The 18,460-nt window shown below is 68.3% G+C and carries 19 protein-coding genes; 9 read left to right on the top strand and 10 right to left on the bottom strand.

The genetic code is table 11. The features are described 5' to 3' along the window. Positions 1 to 7 precede the first annotated feature (7 nt). The 5 genes from trmD to rpsP form a co-directional block, all read right to left on the bottom strand. A complete protein-coding gene (trmD, locus tag E3O39_RS10275; RefSeq protein WP_134447595.1) occupies positions 8 to 784 on the bottom strand; it encodes a tRNA (guanosine(37)-N1)-methyltransferase TrmD in 777 nt (258 codons plus the stop codon). Positions 785 to 793: 9 nt separating this feature from the next. After that, positions 794 to 1,663 (bottom strand): formate/nitrite transporter family protein, encoded by an 870-nt coding sequence (locus E3O39_RS10270; RefSeq protein WP_134447593.1) that lies wholly within the window; start codon positions 1,661 to 1,663, stop codon positions 794 to 796. 92 nt (positions 1,664 to 1,755) lie between these two features. Continuing rightward, positions 1,756 to 2,430, bottom strand: a complete 675-nt coding sequence (gene rimM, locus E3O39_RS10265) for a ribosome maturation factor RimM (protein WP_241975527.1) — start codon at positions 2,428 to 2,430, stop codon at positions 1,756 to 1,758. A 16-nt stretch (positions 2,431 to 2,446) separates the two neighbouring features. After that, positions 2,447 to 2,683 carry an RNA-binding protein gene (locus tag E3O39_RS10260; protein ID WP_134447589.1) on the bottom strand — a complete coding sequence of 79 codons (237 nt, stop codon included), beginning with the start codon at positions 2,681 to 2,683 and terminating at the stop codon, positions 2,447 to 2,449. Positions 2,684 to 2,685: 2 nt separating this feature from the next. Beyond that, positions 2,686 to 3,105 (bottom strand): 30S ribosomal protein S16, encoded by a 420-nt coding sequence (gene rpsP, locus E3O39_RS10255; protein ID WP_134447587.1) that lies wholly within the window; start codon positions 3,103 to 3,105, stop codon positions 2,686 to 2,688. Positions 3,106 to 3,385: 280 nt separating this feature from the next. On the opposite strand from rpsP, the gene E3O39_RS10250 reads away from it, so the two are divergent. Continuing rightward, entirely contained in the window at positions 3,386 to 4,525 is a 1,140-nt protein-coding gene (locus E3O39_RS10250; RefSeq protein ID WP_134447585.1) for a glutamate--cysteine ligase, read from the top strand. On the opposite strand, the gene E3O39_RS10245 is transcribed toward E3O39_RS10250, so the two are convergent. The 4 genes from E3O39_RS10245 to ftsY form a co-directional block, all read right to left on the bottom strand. Beyond that, positions 4,522 to 5,313: an LLM class F420-dependent oxidoreductase gene (locus E3O39_RS10245; protein ID WP_134447583.1), complete on the bottom strand. Its 792-nt coding sequence runs from the start codon at positions 5,311 to 5,313 to the stop codon at positions 4,522 to 4,524. The two genes, E3O39_RS10250 and E3O39_RS10245, sit on opposite strands and share 4 nt — an antisense overlap. A 94-nt stretch (positions 5,314 to 5,407) precedes the next feature. After that, positions 5,408 to 7,000: a signal recognition particle protein gene (ffh, locus tag E3O39_RS10240; protein ID WP_134447582.1), complete on the bottom strand. Its 1,593-nt coding sequence runs from the start codon at positions 6,998 to 7,000 to the stop codon at positions 5,408 to 5,410. Positions 7,001 to 7,040: 40 nt separating this feature from the next. Beyond that, positions 7,041 to 7,544 (bottom strand): DUF2004 domain-containing protein, encoded by a 504-nt coding sequence (locus tag E3O39_RS10235; RefSeq protein WP_134447581.1) that lies wholly within the window; start codon positions 7,542 to 7,544, stop codon positions 7,041 to 7,043. A gap of 7 nt (positions 7,545 to 7,551) precedes the next feature. Beyond that, positions 7,552 to 8,427 (bottom strand): signal recognition particle-docking protein FtsY, encoded by an 876-nt coding sequence (gene ftsY, locus E3O39_RS10230; protein WP_134447580.1) that lies wholly within the window; start codon positions 8,425 to 8,427, stop codon positions 7,552 to 7,554. A gap of 149 nt (positions 8,428 to 8,576) precedes the next feature. Here ftsY and E3O39_RS10225 point away from each other — a divergent pair, with 149 nt between their 5' ends. From E3O39_RS10225 to E3O39_RS10210, 4 genes are all read left to right on the top strand, one after another. Beyond that, complete coding sequence (locus E3O39_RS10225) at positions 8,577 to 9,989, top strand: FAD-binding oxidoreductase (RefSeq protein WP_166787313.1); 1,413 nt, start codon at positions 8,577 to 8,579, stop codon at positions 9,987 to 9,989. 88 nt (positions 9,990 to 10,077) lie between these two features. Beyond that, positions 10,078 to 10,827 carry a sirohydrochlorin chelatase gene (locus E3O39_RS10220; protein ID WP_241985039.1) on the top strand — a complete coding sequence of 250 codons (750 nt, stop codon included), beginning with the start codon at positions 10,078 to 10,080 and terminating at the stop codon, positions 10,825 to 10,827. 89 nt (positions 10,828 to 10,916) lie between these two features. After that, positions 10,917 to 11,498 (top strand): helix-turn-helix domain-containing protein, encoded by a 582-nt coding sequence (locus E3O39_RS10215; RefSeq protein WP_134447575.1) that lies wholly within the window; start codon positions 10,917 to 10,919, stop codon positions 11,496 to 11,498. Further along, the gene (locus tag E3O39_RS10210) at positions 11,495 to 12,769 is read left to right on the top strand and encodes an MFS transporter (protein WP_134447573.1); all 1,275 of its coding nucleotides are present in this window, start codon (positions 11,495 to 11,497) and stop codon (positions 12,767 to 12,769) included. Before E3O39_RS10215 ends, E3O39_RS10210 begins: the two co-directional genes overlap by 4 nt. Before the next feature lie 68 nt (positions 12,770 to 12,837). Here E3O39_RS10210 and E3O39_RS10205 read toward each other — a convergent pair whose 3' ends face one another. After that, positions 12,838 to 13,392, bottom strand: coding sequence for a dihydrofolate reductase family protein (locus E3O39_RS10205; RefSeq protein WP_134447571.1), 555 nt, complete (start codon positions 13,390 to 13,392; stop codon positions 12,838 to 12,840). 248 nt (positions 13,393 to 13,640) lie between these two features. Here E3O39_RS10205 and E3O39_RS10200 point away from each other — a divergent pair, with 248 nt between their 5' ends. From E3O39_RS10200 to E3O39_RS10185, 4 genes are read left to right on the top strand one after another with little or no spacing between them, the layout of a single operon-like run. Further along, positions 13,641 to 15,350 (top strand): nitrite/sulfite reductase, encoded by a 1,710-nt coding sequence (locus E3O39_RS10200; RefSeq protein ID WP_241985038.1) that lies wholly within the window; start codon positions 13,641 to 13,643, stop codon positions 15,348 to 15,350. Beyond that, positions 15,347 to 16,102 carry a phosphoadenylyl-sulfate reductase gene (locus tag E3O39_RS10195; protein ID WP_134447567.1) on the top strand — a complete coding sequence of 252 codons (756 nt, stop codon included), beginning with the start codon at positions 15,347 to 15,349 and terminating at the stop codon, positions 16,100 to 16,102. The genes E3O39_RS10200 and E3O39_RS10195 overlap by 4 nt, the downstream gene beginning before the upstream one ends. A gap of 35 nt (positions 16,103 to 16,137) precedes the next feature. Further along, positions 16,138 to 17,067, top strand: coding sequence for a sulfate adenylyltransferase subunit CysD (gene cysD / locus E3O39_RS10190; protein WP_134448069.1), 930 nt, complete (start codon positions 16,138 to 16,140; stop codon positions 17,065 to 17,067). Continuing rightward, the gene (locus tag E3O39_RS10185) at positions 17,067 to 18,425 is read left to right on the top strand and encodes a sulfate adenylyltransferase subunit 1 (RefSeq protein ID WP_134447565.1); all 1,359 of its coding nucleotides are present in this window, start codon (positions 17,067 to 17,069) and stop codon (positions 18,423 to 18,425) included. The genes cysD and E3O39_RS10185 overlap by 1 nt, the downstream gene beginning before the upstream one ends. The last annotated feature ends 35 nt before the right edge of the window (positions 18,426 to 18,460 follow it).

Below are 18,460 nucleotides of genomic sequence, written 5' to 3'. Positions count from 1 at the left end.
AGCCAGACTACTCGCGGACGCCTTCGGCTGGCTCTGCGTTCGCTGGAGGCAGAAGGTCGGGCCGGACCCGCATGGTGCGCTCGAGCTGCTGGTCGTGGCGCCACGTCGCGATGGCACCGTGGTTGCCGCTCAGGAGCACCGGGGGCACGTCGAGACCGCGCCAGCTGGACGGCTTGGTGTAGCTCGGGTATTCGAGGAGTCCGTCCTCGTGGGACTCCTCGACGAGGCTCTCCGGGTTGCCGACCATGCCGGGGATGAGCCGGCCGACGGCCTCGATCATGGCCATCACCGCGACCTCTCCCCCGTTGAGCACATAGTCGCCGAGGCTGACCAGCCTGACGCGCCCGCGGGAGGCGAAGTGGTCGAAGACGCGTTGGTCGATGCCTTCGTATCGCCCGCAGCCGAAGACGAGGTGCGGTTCCGCGGCCAGTTCGCGGGCCATCTTCTGGGTGAAGAGGTCGCCGGCCGGGGACGGGAAGATCAGGAGCGGCCCTGCGTCGTTCGCCGTGGCATCCGCTGCCGCGTCGCCGCCAGCTTCAGTGGGCGCGCCGGTGGTCTCGTCGAGGATCGCGTCGAGAGCCTCGCCCCAGGGTTCCGGCTTCATCACCATGCCGGCGCCGCCGCCGTACGGGGTGTCGTCGACGGTGTTGTGCCGGTCGTGGGTGTGGTCGCGCAGGTTGTGCACGAGCACCTCGATGAGTCCGGACTGCCTGGCCTTGCCGAGCAGGGAGACGTCGAGGACAGAGAAGAACTCCGGGAAGATGGTGAGGATATCGATGCGCACGAAGAAAGCCTAGGCGTGGACGGGAACGGACTCGTCCGCGGTTTCGGCGTCGGTCGCGGTCGTAGCGCTCGCTTCCAGGTGGGCGGCACGGTTGACCCGGGTGCGGTGCGAGAAGTACACCGGCAGGGCGGTGAAAAGGATCGCACCGAGCAGGTTGCCGACGAGAACGGGGATCTGGTTCCAGAGCAGCCACTGGCCGATGCTGATCGGGGCGCCGAGCATCATGCCGGCGGGGATGACGAACATGTTCACGATCGCGTGCTCGAGTCCGAGGCTGAAGAAGATCGTGACCGGAAGCCACATCGCGAGGATCTTTCCTGCGGTGGACTTCGACGTGTAGAACATGATCGTGCCGATCGCGACCATCCAGTTACAGAGCATCGCCTTGATGATCGCGACGACGATTCCGCCAGGGCCGACCGCTTCATACGGCAGAACCTTGTGCTCGGCTAGATGCACGATGGCCTGGACCATCGGGTCTGTGGTCACGGTGCCCATGTAGGTGATCGAGACGACGTAGAGGAAGCCGAAGAGCACGGCGCCGAACAGGTGGGCGGCGATGACGACACCGAAATTGGTGAGGCCCTTTTTAATGGTCGTTCGTCCCTCGAGGATCGCGAGCGGGATCAGCGCGAAGCTTCCCGTGACGAGCTCGAGTCCGAGCAGCAGGATAATGGCGAATCCGACCGGGAACAGCACGGCGCCCACGATGGGAAGCCCGGTCTGGGCGGCCGCGGTCAGGGACACCGCCGTTGCCGCGCCCAGGATCGCCCCGGACAGGGTTCCGCGGATGATCATCTGCTTAATGGTCAGGTTCGATTTAACGACACCCGAATGAATGATGTCATCGATGAGTTTGTCGGGCTGGACGTACGACACAGGCGGTTCTCCTTGCAAGGGCTGCCGCGTCGTGGGGAGTGGAGGAGCCAGCGGGCGCGGCGCGCCTTCCCCCGGGTTGATCCCGGTCGCGCCTATGCGCCGTTCTGGTCTGGTGTGTGCTCGGCGTCCGGCTCGGCACCGGCGTCGGGTTCGTGCGGTGCGCCATCCGCTTCGAGCGGGGCTTCGGGCTCGTCGTCCGGCTCCTCGGGGAGCTCTTCGAGCAGTCCGGGCGGAGGGGTGATCGTGACGATACCCGTCGCGATGTCGACGGAGGGAACGATTGCCTTCACGAAGGGCACCATGACGTCACCGGTCGCGGTCTTGACGATCAGGAGATCCTGGGCCGGAAGGTGTTCGAGACGGCCGATGGTACCGATCTGCACCCCGTCACGCACGACCTTGAGGCCGACGAGCTGGTGGTCGTACCAGGCGTCTTCTTCGTCGGATTCTTCGTCGTCGTCCTGGTCGATCCACAGGATGGCCTTGGCGAGTGCCTCAGCCGCTTCCCGGTCGGGGACATCCTTGAAGAAGCCGACGGCGTGCTGGTTGTACCAGCGGAGCTCGACGAGCTCGATCTTCTTACCGTGCCACGGGGACCCGGTTGGAACCTGAAGCGTGAACACGGCGCCCGGGACGAAACGTCGCCCCGGGTCATCCGTGAACAGTTCGAGCTTGATGGCGCCCTTGAGGCCATGGGCCTTGGTCAGGCGACCAACCCGCAGCTGGGCTCGGGGCGACTGGGCTCTGGGTACCAGAGTGTCGTTCACGAGGCTCACCGCCGGCTCAGAAATCGGTGTCGACGACGTCGACCCGCACGCGCTTGCCATCGGCCAGGGCAGCCACAAGGGTGCGCAGGGCCTTTGCGGTCCGTCCGGAACGACCGATGACGCGGCCGAGGTCCTCGGGGTTCACGCGAACCTCGAGCACCTCGCCACGCGGTGAGTTCTGGGCAGCAACGTGCACATCGTCCGGGTGGTCAACGATTCCCTTGACGAGGTGCTCAAGCGCGGGTGCGAGCAAAATTACGCCTTGTCCTCTTCTGTTGCGTCAGCGGCTTCGGCGACGGGCGCCTCTTCCTTGACAACGGGCTTCTCAGCCTTGGGCTTGAGAACCGGCTTCTTCTTCTCGTCGGCGACGAAAGCGACCTTGGCCTCTTTGATCTTGACGGTGCTGACGGCGTTCTTGTCACCCTTGAACTTGCCCCAGTCGCCGGTCAGCTTGAGGAGAGCCTCAACCTGCTCGGTGGGCAGGGCGCCAACGCCGAGCCAGTACAGTGCACGCTCGGACTTGATCTCGATGACCGAGGGCTCCTGCGTGGGGTGGTAGATGCCGATTTCTTCAATGACGCGACCGTCGCGCTTGGTGCGCGAGTCGGCCACAACGATGCGGTAGTACGGCGCACGAATCTTGCCCATGCGCTTCAGACGGATTTTGACAGCCACAATTCTCCTGTGTATTTGATTTTTGGCGAACTGAGGGCCGTGAGCGTGGGGGCACACTCGGCACAAGCTCAAGATGGTTTTTTCCTGCGTCAGAGTAGAGGGTCGGGCGCAGGAGAACTCGACTAATCATTCTGTCAGATGTCGGCCCCAATGTGATAATCGACCGGGCACCGGGTGTCCGCCGAAAGCGGATTCCGCGTTCGTGCGGGAGGCCGCCTGCAATCGGTGTCAGGATTGTGACCAGCACCCAGCCGGGTGCCACGCGACCAAAGGACCGCACGTGGGAATCGAATTCGCCCGATCAGCGCGATCGACGATCGGCATCGAATGGGAGATCGCGCTCGTCGACCGGTCGACCGGTGACCTCGTCTGCATCGCCGACGAGGTGCTCGATGCCCTGCGCGGCCCCGACGGGTCGCCGCACCCGCACATCACCGGAGAGCTGCTGCTCAACACCGTCGAGCTCGTCTCCGGTGTTCACACGACCGTGGCGGGCGCCGTTGCGGATGTCTACGGCCAGGTCGACGAGGTCAGGGCGATCACGGACCCACGGGGCGTCGACCTCATCTGCAGCGGCTCGCATCCGTTCGGCCAGTGGTTCGACCAGGAGGTCACGGACAAGGAGCGGTACCACAAGCTCATCGACCGCACCCAGTGGTGGGGCCGGAACATGATGATCTGGGGCATCCACGTGCACGTCGGCATCGAGGACCGCGACAAGGTCATCCCGATCCTGAACGGCCTGCTCGGCTATCTCCCGCACCTGCAGGCGCTCTCGGCGTCCAGTCCGTTCTGGGCGGGCGTCGAGACCGGTTATGCGTCGAATCGCGCGCAGATGTTCCAGCAGCTGCCGACGGCGGGGCTGCCCTGGATCCTCGAGGACTGGGCGAGCTGGGAACGGTATGTCGAGGACATGACCCGAACCGGGATCATCGACGACATGACCGAGGTGCGCTGGGACATCCGCCCCTCTGCCCGCTGGGGCACCATCGAGATTCGCGCCTGCGACGGCGTGTCGACGGCCACCGAACTCGGGGCGATCGCCGCGCTCATCCAGTGCCTCGTCGAGTGGATGTCCACCGAGCTCGACGCAGGACGCCCGGTCCCGAGCATGCAGCCGTGGTTCGTGCGCGAGAACAAGTGGCGTGCGTCGCGATATGGGCTCGATGCGGAGATCATCCTCGACTCGAGCGGCGCCGAACGACTCGTGACCGACGACGTGCGCCGGCTGATCGGCGTGCTCTCCCCCACCGCGGAACGCCTCGGTTGCCTCACCGAACTGCTGCAGCTGAACGGCATCCTGGATGCCGGCGCGAGCTACCAGCGCCAGCTGCGCGTCGCCGCGGCGAACGGCGGCAGCCTGCCCGCCGTCGTGGCCGCGCTCAGCGCGGAACTCCGCGGCGGCACCTTGCCCGTTTAGGCGGCGTTCTTGGCGTCGCGCCAGGCCAGCCAGTCGGTCAGTGGGGCGAGGTCATACGCCGGGCCGGAGAGCCCGATCGTGAACAGGCGGGCCCCGAGCGCATAGAGCTCGTCTGCCTCGTCGACCGTGCGGCCGCGCAGTTCCGTGGACACCTCGATCTCGGCCGGATCGCGCCCGACCGTCGCGCACCAGTCTGCGAGGACGCCGAGCTTGTGCTCGAGTACCTCGGGGCTCGAGAAGGAGTGCCAGATGTCGGCGTGCTTGGCGACGATGCGCAGCGTCTTCTTCTCCCCACCTCCGCCGATCAGCACCGGGATCTTCCGGGTGGGCGGCGGGTTGAGCTTGTCCCAGCGCGCCTCGATGCGTGGGAGGTTCTCCGCGAGGGCGTCGAGCCGGGTGCCGACGGTGCCGAACTCGTAGCCGTACTCGTCGTAGTCGCGCTCGAACCAGCCGGAGCCGGTGCCGAAGATGAAGCGGCCGCCGCTGATGTGGTCGATCGTGCGGGCCATGTCGGCCTGCAGGTCGGGGTTGCGGTAGCCGTTGCAGTTGACGAGGGCGCCGATCTCGATCCGGGAGGTCTGCTCAGCCCACGCGGCGAGGATCGTCCAGGATTCGAAGTGAAGCCCGTCCGGGTCACCGGAAAGCGGGAAGAAGTGGTCCCAGTTGAAGGCGACGTCGGTGCCGAGTGCTTCGACCTCTGCGACGGTGTCGCGGATCTTCGTGTACTCGGCATGCTGGGGCGCCACCTGCGCGCCGATGCGGACGGGACCGGGCTTCGTGAGTGTCATGCGCCCAGCCTAAACGCCCGAGGCATACCTGTCCGGTCGAGAGTTACCCGCTGAGCGGTCACTCTCGACCGGAAAGGTACAGGGAGCGGTACGGTTAGCGGCCGAGCATCTTCTGCAGGGCGGCCATCTCCTCGTCGGTGGGACCGCCGGGCTTGCCGGCGACTGCCGGCTTGCGGCCGCCGAGGCCGAAACCGGTGCCGCCGCCGGTCGGTGCCTCAGCGCCGGCGCCCGCCGGCTTCTCACCGGACGCGATCGCGAGGTTCTCCGCGGCACGCTTGGCCGGGTTGCCCGACTTCGAGCCCTTCTTCTTCGCCTGCTGGGGCTTGCCGCGCCCACCGCCGAGGCCGGGCATCGGCCCCATGCCGGGGATGTTCGGCATTCCACCTCGGGCGACGGTCTTCATCATCTTCGCGGCCTGCTCGAAGCGCTGCACGAGCTGGTTCACCTCGGTCACGCTCGAGCCGGAGCCCCGCGCGATGCGCAGCCTGCGTGATCCGTTCAGGAGTTTCGGGGTGGTGCGCTCGGCCTTGGTCATCGACTGGATGATGGCCTCTGTGCGCACGATCTCGCGCTCGTCGAAATTCTCGAGCTGCTGCTTCATGGCCCCGGCGCCCGGGAGCATGCTCATCATCTTCTTGATCGAGCCCATGTTGCGCAGCTGCTGCATCTGGCCGAGGAAGTCGTCGAGGGTGAAGGTGTCGGTCTGGAACTTCTCGGCGAGCTTGCGCGCCTCGTCCTCGTCGAAGGCGCCCTGGGCCTGTTCGATCAGGGTGAGGATGTCACCGAGGTCGAGGATCCGGCTCGCCATCCGGTCGGGGTGGAAGGGCTCGAAGTCGTCGAGGCTCTCACCCGTCGACGCGAACATGATCGGGCGTCCCGTCATCGAGGCGACCGAGAGGGCTGCTCCACCGCGGGCGTCACCATCGAGCTTGGTCAGCACGACGCCGGTGAAGTCGACGCCGTCCTGGAACGCCTTCGCGGTCGCGACGGCGTCCTGGCCGATCATCGCGTCGATCACGAAGAGGACCTCGTCGGGGTCGATGGCCCGGCGGATGTCTGCGGCCTGCTTCATCATCTCGGCGTCGACGCCGAGGCGGCCGGCCGTGTCGACGATGACCACGTCGTGGAGCTTCTGCTGGGCGAACTTCACGCCGTCGCGGGCGACCGTGACGGGATTGCCGACGCCATTGCCCGGTTCTGGTGCGTACACGGGCACGCCGGCCTGCTGCCCCACGACCTGGAGCTGGGTGACGGCATTCGGACGCTGGAGGTCGGCGGCGACGAGGATCGGGGTGTGCCCGTCCTTGGCGAGCCACTTCGCCAGCTTGCCGGCGAGGGTCGTCTTGCCCGCGCCCTGAAGGCCGGCGAGCATGATGATGGTCGGCGGCTTCTTCGCGAACTCGAGGCGGCGCTGCTGGCCGCCGAGGATGCGGATGAGTTCCTCGTTGACGATCTGCACGACCTGCTGGGCCGGGTTGAGCGCCTTGCTGACCTCGTCGCCCAGGGCGCGCTCGCGCACCTGCGCGGTGAAGTCCTTGACGACGTCGAGGGCGACGTCGGCGTCGAGGAGGGCGCGACGGATCTCGCGCACGGTGCCGTCGACATCCGCCGCACTGAGCTTGCCCTTGGTGCGGAGATTCTTGAACGTCTCGGCCAGGCGATCTGAGAGGTTTCCAAAAGTAGCCATTGTGGTTCTACTTTAACCGGTGTTGCCCGGTCTCGAATCCTCAGCTGTCCAGCGAGATCACGATCGTGTCGCCGTGCACGTCGAGCGTCACGACGATCAGGGCGTCGGTCTCGGTAGGGCTGATCGAATAGTCGAGCACCGCGAAGTGCTCGTCGTTCTTGATGTGATGCGGGTGGAAGCCGATCCGCTGCAGCTGGATGGAGCGGAGGAAGTCGATCTGCTTGTCGCCGGAGTCCCAGATGAGGGCGTCGTCGATGACCTCCTCATCGAGTTCCTCGAGGCACTGGTTGATGTAGAGCGCGGTGACGGACCCCTCGGCGCTGAGTTCGGCGACGAGCGATTCGCGGGCCTGCGAGTCGAGGTCTTCGAGGGAATTGATCATGAACGCCGCGATGTCGAGCGCCTCGACGGAAACCGAGGACTCATCGGGCGAGCTGAGGTCGATCTCGATGTCCTGGTCGCCCAATTCCGCCGAATCCGACCAGTAGATCTCGCCTTCGTCGTCGCTGCCGAGGATTCCGAAGAAATCGTGTTCGATGGTCATGGTCGTCCTATCCGACGAGTTTTTGCGCGAAGACGTGCGGGGTGAATCCGGTGAGGTCGTTGATGCCCTCGCCCTGGCCGACGAGCTTGATCGGAATACCGGTCTTCTCCTGCACCGCGAGCACGAATCCGCCCTTGGCGGACCCGTCGAGCTTCGTGAGCACAAGCCCGGTGACCCCGGCGTGCTCGATGAACGCCTCGGCCTGGGCCAGCCCGTTCTGGCCGGTGGTCGCATCGAGCACGAGCAGCACCTCGGCGATCGGCGTCTGCTTCTCGATGACGCGACGGATCTTGGTCAGCTCGTCCATCAGGCCGCCCTTGGTCTGCAGGCGGCCGGCTGTGTCGATGATCACGATCTCGGTGCCGGTCGCGATCGCGCGCTCCACGGTCTGAAAGGCGACGGATGCCGGGTCCTGGCCCTGGGCCTGCGGCTTCACGATCTCGGCGCCCGCGCGTTCGGCCCAGGTGGCGAGCTGCTCGACAGCGGCGGCCCGGAACGTGTCCGCAGCCCCGATCAGCACGCTGCGGTCATAGACGCGCAGGAACTTGGCGAACTTGCCGATCGTGGTGGTCTTCCCGACGCCGTTCACGCCGACGACGAGCACGACGGCGGGGCGCGCGCTGAGGTTGAGGGTCGAGTCGAGCCGGGAGAGGCGTTCCTCGAGGCCTTCGCGCAGCATCCGCTGCAGGTCGGCCGGGTCTGTCGTGTGGTACCTGGCGACCTTGGCGCGCAGGTCAGCGACGATGTCCTCGGTGATCTGGGGGCCGAAGTCGGCCTGGATGAGTGCGTCCTCGAGGTCGTCCCAGGTGTCGGCGTCGATCGTCTTCTTCGCGAACATGCCGCGCAATGCGCCGGAGAGTGACCACGGGGTGCGTTCTGCCATGTCTCTACCCTAAGCGCGGGACCCTGCCTCCGGGCGCGAGCGTGCCATCGACACCGGGTCGGCCGCGGTTTCAGTCGCGGGGTTGGCTGCGAGGCGGGATAGGCCGAGACTCGGCCGTGTACGCGTTTCCGACTCGTTGTGGAGGAATGATGACACCTGAATCTCCGTCCGACCGCGCGCTCACCGACCTCGCGGAGGCCATGGACGGCAGGCTCGTCCGCGCATACGACGATGACTGGGACAGTGCCCGCGCCCCCTGGAACCTCGCGATCGACCAACGGCCGGTCGCCGTCGCGTACCCGGCCGGGCCGGAGGACCTGCGGCGGATCCTCGCCGCCGCCCGCGCCGACGGGCACCGGGTGGTGGTGCAGCCGCGCGGACACGGCCCGAGCGGCGACCTCGCCGGATGCATCCTCGTCCGCACGAGCGCGTTCGACGAGATCGTGATCGATCAGAAACGACGCGTGGCCAGGGTCGGCTCCGGCGTGTCCTGGGGTGCCCTGCTGAGCCGCCTCGATGGTTCCGGGCTCGTGGCGCTCGCCGGGTCCAATCCCGATGTGAGCGTCGCAGGTCACGTCCTCGGGGGCGGTCACTCCTGGTTCAGCCGCTGGCGCGGGATCGCGGCCCGCAGCATCCGTGCGGTCGAACTCGTCGATGCAGGCGGTGAGCCGCGCCGGGTCACCGCGGACAGCGATCCGGAACTGCTGTGGGCGCTGCGCGGCGGCGGCGGGCTGTTCGGCATCGTCACCACGCTCGAGATCGACCTGTATTCGGCTCCCGACCTCTTCGGCGGAACGATCGTCTTCCCCGCATCCGCCGCAGGGACCGTCTTCGGTAGCGTTGCGGCGATCATGGCGGATGCCCCGCCCGAGTTGAGTATCTTCTTCGGCCTGACCAATCTGCCCGACATCGAACAGGTGCCCGCGCCGCTCCGCGGCCAGACGATCGCGAGCGCCGAGGTGGTCTTCGTCGGAACCGCTGAGGACGCCGCGCCCCTCCTCGCACCGCTGCTCGCAAGCGCACCGGTGCTCGCCGACGAGACCCGGCCGTTCACGATCGGGCACCTCGCCGAGGTCGCGGCCGAACCGACCGAACCGGCCGCCACAATCGAGTGGACGGCCGCGATCACGTCCTTCGCCGGTGGAGACGAAGCGGGCCTCGGCGCCCTCGCGCGGGCCTTCCAGGAGGCCACTCCTGCGGGCCTGACCGTTCTCGGCCTGCGTGCCCTCGGCGGTGCCATCGCCGAGCAGGGGGCGGATGCGGCGGCGGTCGCCGGCCGTCTCGACGCACGTTTCCTGGCCTTCGCCGGTTCGTTCCTCACGGAACAGCGGCCCGCCGACCCGGAGGCCGTGTTCGGTCCGCTCCGCCGGGCGCTCGAGGGGAGCACCCTCGGCCTGACCCTCCCGACCTTCCTCACCGCCGGCCAGGATCTGACCTTCAGTTTCCCTCCTGAATCGCTCGAGCGCCTCGCGAACGTCAAGCGCAGGCTCGATCCCGGCGGGATCTTCGTCGGCAACCGGCCCCTCGGGCCCGGGGCCGCCGCGACCACGGACACGGACTGACGAGCACGACCGGGCGGGACAGGGAAGCAGCGAACCGAACCGGGCAACCGGTCGCCACGCGAACGGCCTGCGCGTGCAGAATAGAGGGGTGACGGCCTCAACCACTCCCGCCCTCGTCGGCATCGCCCATGGCACCTCGTCCGCGGCCGGGCAGGCGGCCGTCGCCGGGCTCATGGCTGCCGTGACCCTGGCGGAACCCGAGCTCCTCACCGCCCTCGGCTATGTCGACGTCCAGCAGCCTGACGCACCCTCGACGCTGGCGACGCTCCCGGCCGGCGTGCCGGCCGTCGTGGTCCCGTTACTCCTGTCCGCCGGATACCACGTCTACGTCGATCTCACCGATGCCGTGACCGGCGAAACCGAGGCCTCCGCGCGTTCGGTCATCCTGACCGAGGCGCTCGGACCCGACGACCGCCTCATCAAGCTCCTCCGCGAACGACTCGACGAGGTCGCACTCCACGCCGACGACTCGCTCGTGCTCGCGGTCGCGGGCTCGAGCGACGCCCGCGCAGTCGCCGCGTGCCGCGTCGTCGCCGAGCGGCTGTCCCTCGCCGCCGGACGCCATGTCGCCCTCGGTTTCCTGTCCGCCGCGCGCCCACGCCTCGCGTGCGCCATCACGATCGAGCGGATCCTGCGGCCCGGCCGTCGGGTCGTGGTGAGCAGTTATCTGCTGGCCCCTGGCTTCTTCCAACGGCTGGTCGAGAAGGCAGGAGCGGATGCCGTCACGGCGCCCCTGCTCCTCCCCACCGAGCCGGCGAGCCCGCTTCTCGTCGCCGTCGTCACCGACCGCTATCGCACCGCACTCACCGCCGCCTCCGCCTCCGCCTCCGCCGACTGACCGTCTGCACCTCAGGGCACGACTCCCCGTCCCCAACAAATAACACAACAGTTATTGCGCAATAGTTGTTGTGGAGATAGCGTGGCGGCATGTCTCCTGAAACCGGTGGTACCGCACACCTCACGAGCGCAGCATCCATGCGCGTCCTGGCTCACCCGACCCGGCTGCGTCTGCTCGGCCTCCTGCGCGAGCTCGGCCCCCAGACCGCCGCCCTGCTCGGCGACATCGTCGACGAGGCCCCGGGCACTGTGAGCTACCACCTGGCCAAACTCGCGTCCATCGGTTTGATCCAGGAGGCCGCGGACGTTGGCACCGATCGCCGCGAACGCTGGTGGCGGTCGAGCCACGCGCTCACATCCTGGGAGCCGGCGGACCTGCTCGGCGACCCCGCGGCACTGGCAGCATCGACCGCTCTCCAGCGCGCGATCGTGCAGATCTACGCCGCCAACTTCACGCACTACCTCGACAACGTGCCCGCTCTTCCCGTGGACTGGGTGCGTGCAGCCCCCAGTTCCGACCGAGGGCTGCGCCTCACGGTCGCCGAGCTCGCGGAGCTGCGGAAGGATCTCGAGGTCATCACCGAGAAGTTCCTGGCACTCAGCGCCGCCCACACCGAAGCGGACGGCTCCGAGCGGGTCAGCCTGGTGTACCAGGCCTACCGAACCCCGTGACGAAGACCGTCGCGACCACCCGCGCGCTGCGGTCTCTCACCGCACTGCTCGCGGCGCACGTCGTGTCTCAGACCGGGAACGTCGTCACTCTCTTTGCGGTTCCGTTCTATGTGCTCGCGACGGGCGGAACGGGGATCGAGGTCGGCACCGCGGCATTCTTCGCGACGGCGCCGGTCATCATCGGCGGCCCCCTCGGCGGGGTCGTCGTCGACCGGATCGGCTACCGGCGCGCCAGCATCCTCGCCGACCTGATCAGCGGGGTGACCGTTCTCGCCATCCCCGTCCTCGCGCTCACGATCGGACTCCCGTTCTGGGGCCTGCTCGCCCTGGTCTTCCTGAGCGGCCTCCTCGACACCCCCGGCCAGACCGCGCGGCGGGTCATGCTGCCCGCGTTCTCTGCCGAGGCGCACGTCCGTCTCGAACGCTCCGTCGGGTTCCTCGACGGAGCCGAACGCCTCGCCCGCCTCCTCGGCGCCCCGCTCGGCGGCATCCTGATCGCCGGCATCGGCCCCCTGAACGCCCTCTTCGTCAACGCGGGCACCTTCGCGCTCTCGGCGATCATCACCTGGCTGTTCGTCGCGCGTCCCCTCACCGGCGAGCGGATGCCCGCCGCGGCCGAGCTCCCGGCAAACGATGGCTACTGGTCGGCACTCGCTGGGGGTTTCCGGTTCGTCACGCGCGATCCGCTCCTGCGTGCGGTCGTGCTCCTGGTTCTCGTCACCAACGTGTTCGACGCCGCCCGCGGCTCCTCCCTGCTTCCGCTCTACGCCCACGATTCGCTGGGCGGCGCCGCGGCATTCGGGGTACTCGTGGCCGTGATGGGCGGAGGCGCGCTGCTCGGTACCGTCGTCTTCGGGTTCTTCGCGCACCGGCTGCCGCGACGGGTCACGTTCTCGGTTTGCTTCGCCCTCGCCGGAGGTCCGTCTCTCATCGCGTTCGCGGCCGGACTCCCCTTCCCGTGGCTGATCGCGGCGACAGCCCTCTCCGGCGTCGCCGCGGGTGCCGTCAACCCGATTCTCGGCACGGTCGAGTTGGAACGAGTACCAGAGGGCATGCGCGCACGGGTGTTCGGGCTGATCAACGCCGGGGCCTGGGCCGGCGTACCTGCAGGGGCCCTGCTCGGCGGAATCGGCGCCGACACCGTCGGTCTGCAGGCCTCCTTCTTCATCATCGGCGTGCTCTATGTGGTCGTCACCCTCCTGCCGCTCGGCATCCCGGTCTTCCGGGAGATGGAACCGCGCCCGTTTTCGCAGCCCGCGCCCGCCGCTTAGGGTGCGGCCTGCGGAAACAGACGCGGCGGTCGGCGGCACGGAACAGTGGCGGCGCCGGCGAGACGCGGCTAACGGCGCACGCGATAGGTGAGGATCGCGAACTGGCCCTGGGCCGTCGCACTCACGAGCTCGAGGCGGTCGGACTCCACCCTCCTGGGCAGCAGCGGTGCCGCACCGGGCAGGGCGACCGGCGCCACCGAGAGCATGATCGTGTCGAGGGCGTCGGCATCGAGGAACTGGCCGGCGAGGTCGCCCCCACCGACCACCCACACGTCTTTCTCCCCCGCAGCGGCGAGAATCGCCGGCAGTGCCGCAGCGACGTTCCCGCGCACAAAACGCACGTCTGCCCCGTCCGGCGTTGGCAGGTCGCGCGAGGTGAAGACGAACGTGGGCCGGTCGCCGTAGAACTCCCGCCACTTGTGCGGATTGGCGAGCAGCTCCTCCTCACGCAGCACCCACTCGTATGTCGTGGAGCCCTCCACGACAACGCCGATGCCGGCGAGAAAGAGGTCCTGGTCTTCGAGTCCCGCCGTGTCGACGGCGAAGAGCCAGCTCAGCGAATTCGACTCGTCCGCGATGAAGCCGGTGAACGAGGTCGCCGTGTTGTAGATCACCTGGGTCATGGGGCGAGACTATGCCCACCCTCCGACAGCGGACAGGGACCAGAACAGGACAGGGGCCGTTACGGCAACGACCGACACTATAGGAGCGGATGCCGCCAGACGCATCCGTGTGACGCTCTGCTACGGTGCGTGACTGGTCGTTACGACGCACACGAGTGATTCCACTTCATTCTCGATAGATTCTTTCAACGCACCCCGGCTCACGCTGCTCTATGGCTCGCGCTGTGCCGGCGCCGAAGGAGGATCCCGTGTCACCGAACCAGACCGAAGCGGCCACGCCGGCCAGGCCCCACCGCCAGGCCGGCCGTCCCAACGGCCAGTGGAAGGTGGACGGAACCGCCCCCCTCAACGGCAACGAAGCCTGGAAGCAGGAGGACGGCGGCCTGAGCGTCCGCGAGCGGGTCGAGAACATCTACTCGAAGCAGGGTTTCGATTCGATCGAGGGGACCGACCTGCACGGCCGGATGCGCTGGTGGGGCCTCTACACGCAGCGGAAGCCCGGTATCGACGGCGGCAAGACCGCGACCCTCGAGCCGCACGAGCTCGAAGACAAGTACTTCATGTTGCGGGTGCGCATCGACGGCGGCCAGCTCACGACCACCCAGCTCCGGGTCATCGGCGAGATCTCCCATGAATTCGGCCGCGACTCCGCCGACCTCACCGACCGGCAGAACATCCAGCTGCACTGGATCCGGATCGAGGACGTCCCCGAGATCTGGACCCGCCTCGAAGCGGTCGGGCTGCAGACCACGGAGGCCTGCGGCGACGTACCCCGCGTCATCCTCGGCTCCCCCGTCGCCGGCATCGCCGCGGACGAACTGATCGACCCGAGCGGGCTGATCACCGACATCACCGCACGCTACATCGGCGACGAGAGCCTCGCGAACCTGCCGCGGAAGTTCAAGACGGCCATCACCGGAAGTCCCAGCCAGGACGTCGTGCACGAGATCAACGACATCTCCTACGTCGCGGTCGAGCACCCCGAACTCGGCGTCGGCTTCGATCTCTGGGTCGGCGGCGGCCTTTCCACCGCCCCACGCCTCGCCGAACGGCTCGGCGTCTTCATCACTCCCGACCGGGTCGCCGAGGTCTGGCACGGCGTCGCGAGCCTGTTCCGCGATTACGGCTACCGGCGCCTGCGCAACAAAGCCCGCCTCAAGTTCCTGCTCGCCGACTGGGGACCCGAGAAGTTCCGGCAGATCCTCGAAGACGAGTTCCTCGATTCATCGCTGCCCGACGGCCCGGCCGCCCCGCCGCCCACCCGCGCAGGCGACCACGTCGGCGTGCACAAGCAGACCGACGGCCGCTACTACATCGGTGTCACCCCGTTCGTCGGCCGCGTCTCCGGCCCGACCCTGCTCAGCCTCGCCGACCTGCTCGAGGCGAACGGCTCGACCCGGTTGCGCACGACCCCGCACCAGAAGCTCGTGCTCCTCGACATCCCGGAGGAGAACGTCGAATCCCTGATCGTGGCCCTCGACGAGATCGGCCTCGCCGCGCGCCCGAGCCTGTTCCGCCGGTCGACGATCGCCTGCACGGGCATCGAGTATTGCAAGCTCGCGATCGTCGAGACCAAGAAGTCTGCGACGGATGCCGTGCTCGAGCTCGAGAAGCGGCTCGCGTCCATCGACGTCCCCCAGCCGATCAGCCTGCACGTCAACGGCTGCCCGAACTCCTGCGCCCGTATCCAGACGGCGGACATCGGGCTCAAGGGCCAGCTCCTCCCCGACGGGAACGGCGGTCAGGTCCCCGGCTTCCAGGTGCACCTCGGCGGCGGCCTCGCCTCGCAGGACCGCGAAGAGGCCGGTCTCGGCCGAACCGTCCGCGGCCTCAAGGTGACCGCTGACGACATCGCCGACTACGTCGAACGCATTGTGCTCCGCTTCCTCGCCGACCGCGGCGAGACAGAGACCTTTGCCGTCTGGGCGCACCGAGCCGACGAGGAGGCCCTGCAATGAGCGACACCACAACCGGAACCGGACCCACGACCGTCACCACGACGGCCGTCGCTCCCCGGCGGAGCGCCGAGGAACTCAAGGCGCTCGCCGCCCGCGGAGCCGCTGAGCTCGGCGAGGCCGGCTACGCCGAGGTCGTCGCCTGGGTCGCGGCGAACTTCCCCGTCGCCCACGTCGCCGTCGCGTGCTCGATGGCCGACGCCGTCCTCCCGCACGTCGTCGCCGCGCAGCTGCCCGGCGTGGACGTGCTCTTCCTCGACACCGGGTACCACTTCGCCGAGACCTACGAGACCCGCGACACCGTCGCCCGGCTTCTCCCGGTGCGGATCGTCGACGTGCTCCCCGCGAAGACCGTCCCGGAACAGGACGCCGAGCACGGCGCGGAACTCTTCAGCCGCGACCCGAACCTCTGCTGCGCGATGCGCAAGGTCGAACCCCTGCAGCGCTCGCTCACGGGCTACGAACTCTGGTTCACCGGCGTGCGACGCGACGAGGCACCGACCCGGGCGAACACCCCGCTCGTGACCTGGGACGAGCGCAACGGCCTCGTCAAGGTCAACCCGCTCGCGGCGTGGAGCTTCGACGACATCCTCGACTACGCCGGCTACCACCAGGTTCCGGTGAACCCGCTGCTCGAGCAGGGGTACCCCTCCATCGGCTGCGCGCCGTGCACGAAGCCCGTCGCCGCTGGCGACGATCCCCGATCCGGACGCTGGGCGAACCTGGCCAAGACAGAATGCGGGCTCCACGAGTGAACGCCGTCACGACAGCCACGACCACCACGACCGCCATGACATCCGCGCCGCCCGTGCAGGCGGCCGGGAGCCACCGGCTTTCCCAGCTCGACGTGCTCGAGAGCGAGGCGATCCACATCATCCGTGAGGTCGTCGCAGAATTCGAACGTCCCGTCCTGCTGTTCTCCGGCGGCAAGGACTCCGTCGTCGTGCTGCACCTCGCCGCGAAGGCCTTCTGGCCCGGCAAGGTGCCGTTCGGGCTGTTGCACGTGGACACCGGCCACAACTTCCCAGAGGTCCTCGCGTTCCGGGACGCGACGGTCGCGCGCCTCGGCCTCCGCCTCACCGTCGCGAAGGTCCAGGACTACATCGACGACGGCCGCCTGCAGGAGCGCGCCGACGGCACCCGCAACCCGCTTCAGACGCTCCCGCTCCTCGACGGGATCGCCGCAGGCCGCCACGACGCGGTCTTCGGCGGCGCCCGCCGCGACGAGGACAAGGCCCGCGCGAAGGAGCGCATCCTCTCGCTCCGCGACGAATTCGGCCAGTGGGATCCCCGCAACCAGCGCCCCGAACTCTGGAACCTCTACAACGGCCGTCACACGGTCGGCCAGCACGTGCGCGCGTTCCCGATCAGCAACTGGACGGAGTACAACGTCTGGCGCTACATCGAACGCGAGGGCATCGAACTGCCGCCGCTGTACTACGCCCACGAGCGCGAGGTCTTCCGCCGCGACGGCATGTGGCGGGCGATCGGCCCCGTCTCAGAGCCGCGCCCGGGCGAAGCAGTCGAGACCCGCACCGTCCGCTACCGCACGGTCGGCGACATGAGCTGCACCGGCGCCGTCGAATCGGACGCCGCATCCGTCGCCGCCGTCGTGCGCGAGGTCGCCCTCTCCACCATCACCGAACGCGGCGCGACGCGCGCCGACGACCGCATCTCCGAAGCGGCCATGGAAGACCGCAAGAAGGACGGGTACTTCTGATGACTCAGGCACTCCTCAGCCCGGCGGATGCCGGCACCCACGACGGCGCAGACGCCCCGGGAACCCTGTTCCGGTTCGCGACCGCCGGCTCCGTCGACGACGGCAAGTCGACCCTCGTCGGGCGTCTCCTGCACGACTCGAAGGCGATCCTCGCCGACCAGCTCGAGTCCGTCACCCGAACGTCCACGGAGCGCGGCTTCGGCGGCGACGACGGCGGCATCGACTTCGCGCTGCTCACCGACGGCCTCCGCGCCGAACGCGAGCAGGGCATCACGATCGACGTCGCGTACCGCTACTTCGCGACAGCGCGCCGCTCCTTCATCCTCGCCGACTGCCCCGGGCACGTGCAGTACACCCGCAACATGGTCACCGGCGCTACGACGGCCGACGCCGTGATCATGCTCATCGACGCGCGCAAGGGCGTGCTCGAGCAGACCAGGCGGCACCTCTCCGTGGTGTCCCTGCTGCGCGTGCCGCATGTGATCATCGCGGTCAACAAGATCGACCTCCTCGACTACGACGAGTCCGCGTTCGCAGCGGTCGCAGCATCGGTGCGCGCCGTCACGGCCGATCTCGGCCTCGGTGCCGTGCACGTGCTGCCCGTCTCTGCGCTCGTCGGAGACAACGTCGTCGACCGTTCGCCACGGACCCCCTGGTACGACGGGCCGAGCCTGCTCGAACTGCTCGAGAGCCTCCCGGTCGTCGACGAGGTCGAGACCGCGATCGAGGCGTTCCGGCTGCCCGTTCAGCTCGTGCTCCGGCCCCAGGGCGCCGTCGCCGTCGCACCGGAGGATGCCGACTCCTTCCGCGACTACCGGGCGTACGCCGGGCAGGTCGCTTCGGGCACCGTCCGGGTCGGCGACAGCGTGAGCGTCGCCCCGGGCGGGGCGACGACCGTCGTGACCGGCATCGACTTCGCCGGCATCGAACTCACCGAGGCGTTCGCACCGATGTCTATCGCCGTGCGCCTCTCCGACGACCTCGACATCGCCCGCGGTGCGGTCATCGGCGCAGCGGGCACCCTGCCCGAATCGACCAGGGAACTCACCGCCGCGTTGTTCTGGCTGGACCCGCGGGCACTCAGGCCGGGCGACCGCACCCTGGTCAAGTTCGGCACGAACACCGTCCAGGCCCTCGTAGCCGCCGTCACCGGGCGCCTCAACCTCGACACGCTCGAACTCGAACCGGCCGGCAGCCTCGAGGTCAACGACATCGGCGAGGTCGGCCTGCGCCTCGCGGCTCCGCTGCCGATCGAGACCTTCACCGAGAACCGCCGTTCCGGCGCGTTCCTCGTGATCAACGCGCAGGACGGTGCCACCCTCGCCGCAGGGATCGTCACCGGCTCTGGAGCACGGTGAGCGCCGTGTCCGTGACAGAGCGCGACCGCACCGAC

The organism is Cryobacterium sp. MDB2-A-1 (assembly GCF_004402675.1).
Taxonomy (GTDB): Bacteria; Actinomycetota; Actinomycetes; order Actinomycetales; family Microbacteriaceae; genus Cryobacterium; species Cryobacterium glucosi.
Note: the sequence above shows the minus strand (reverse complement) of the source record. Positions and strands in the feature narration are given on the sequence as shown.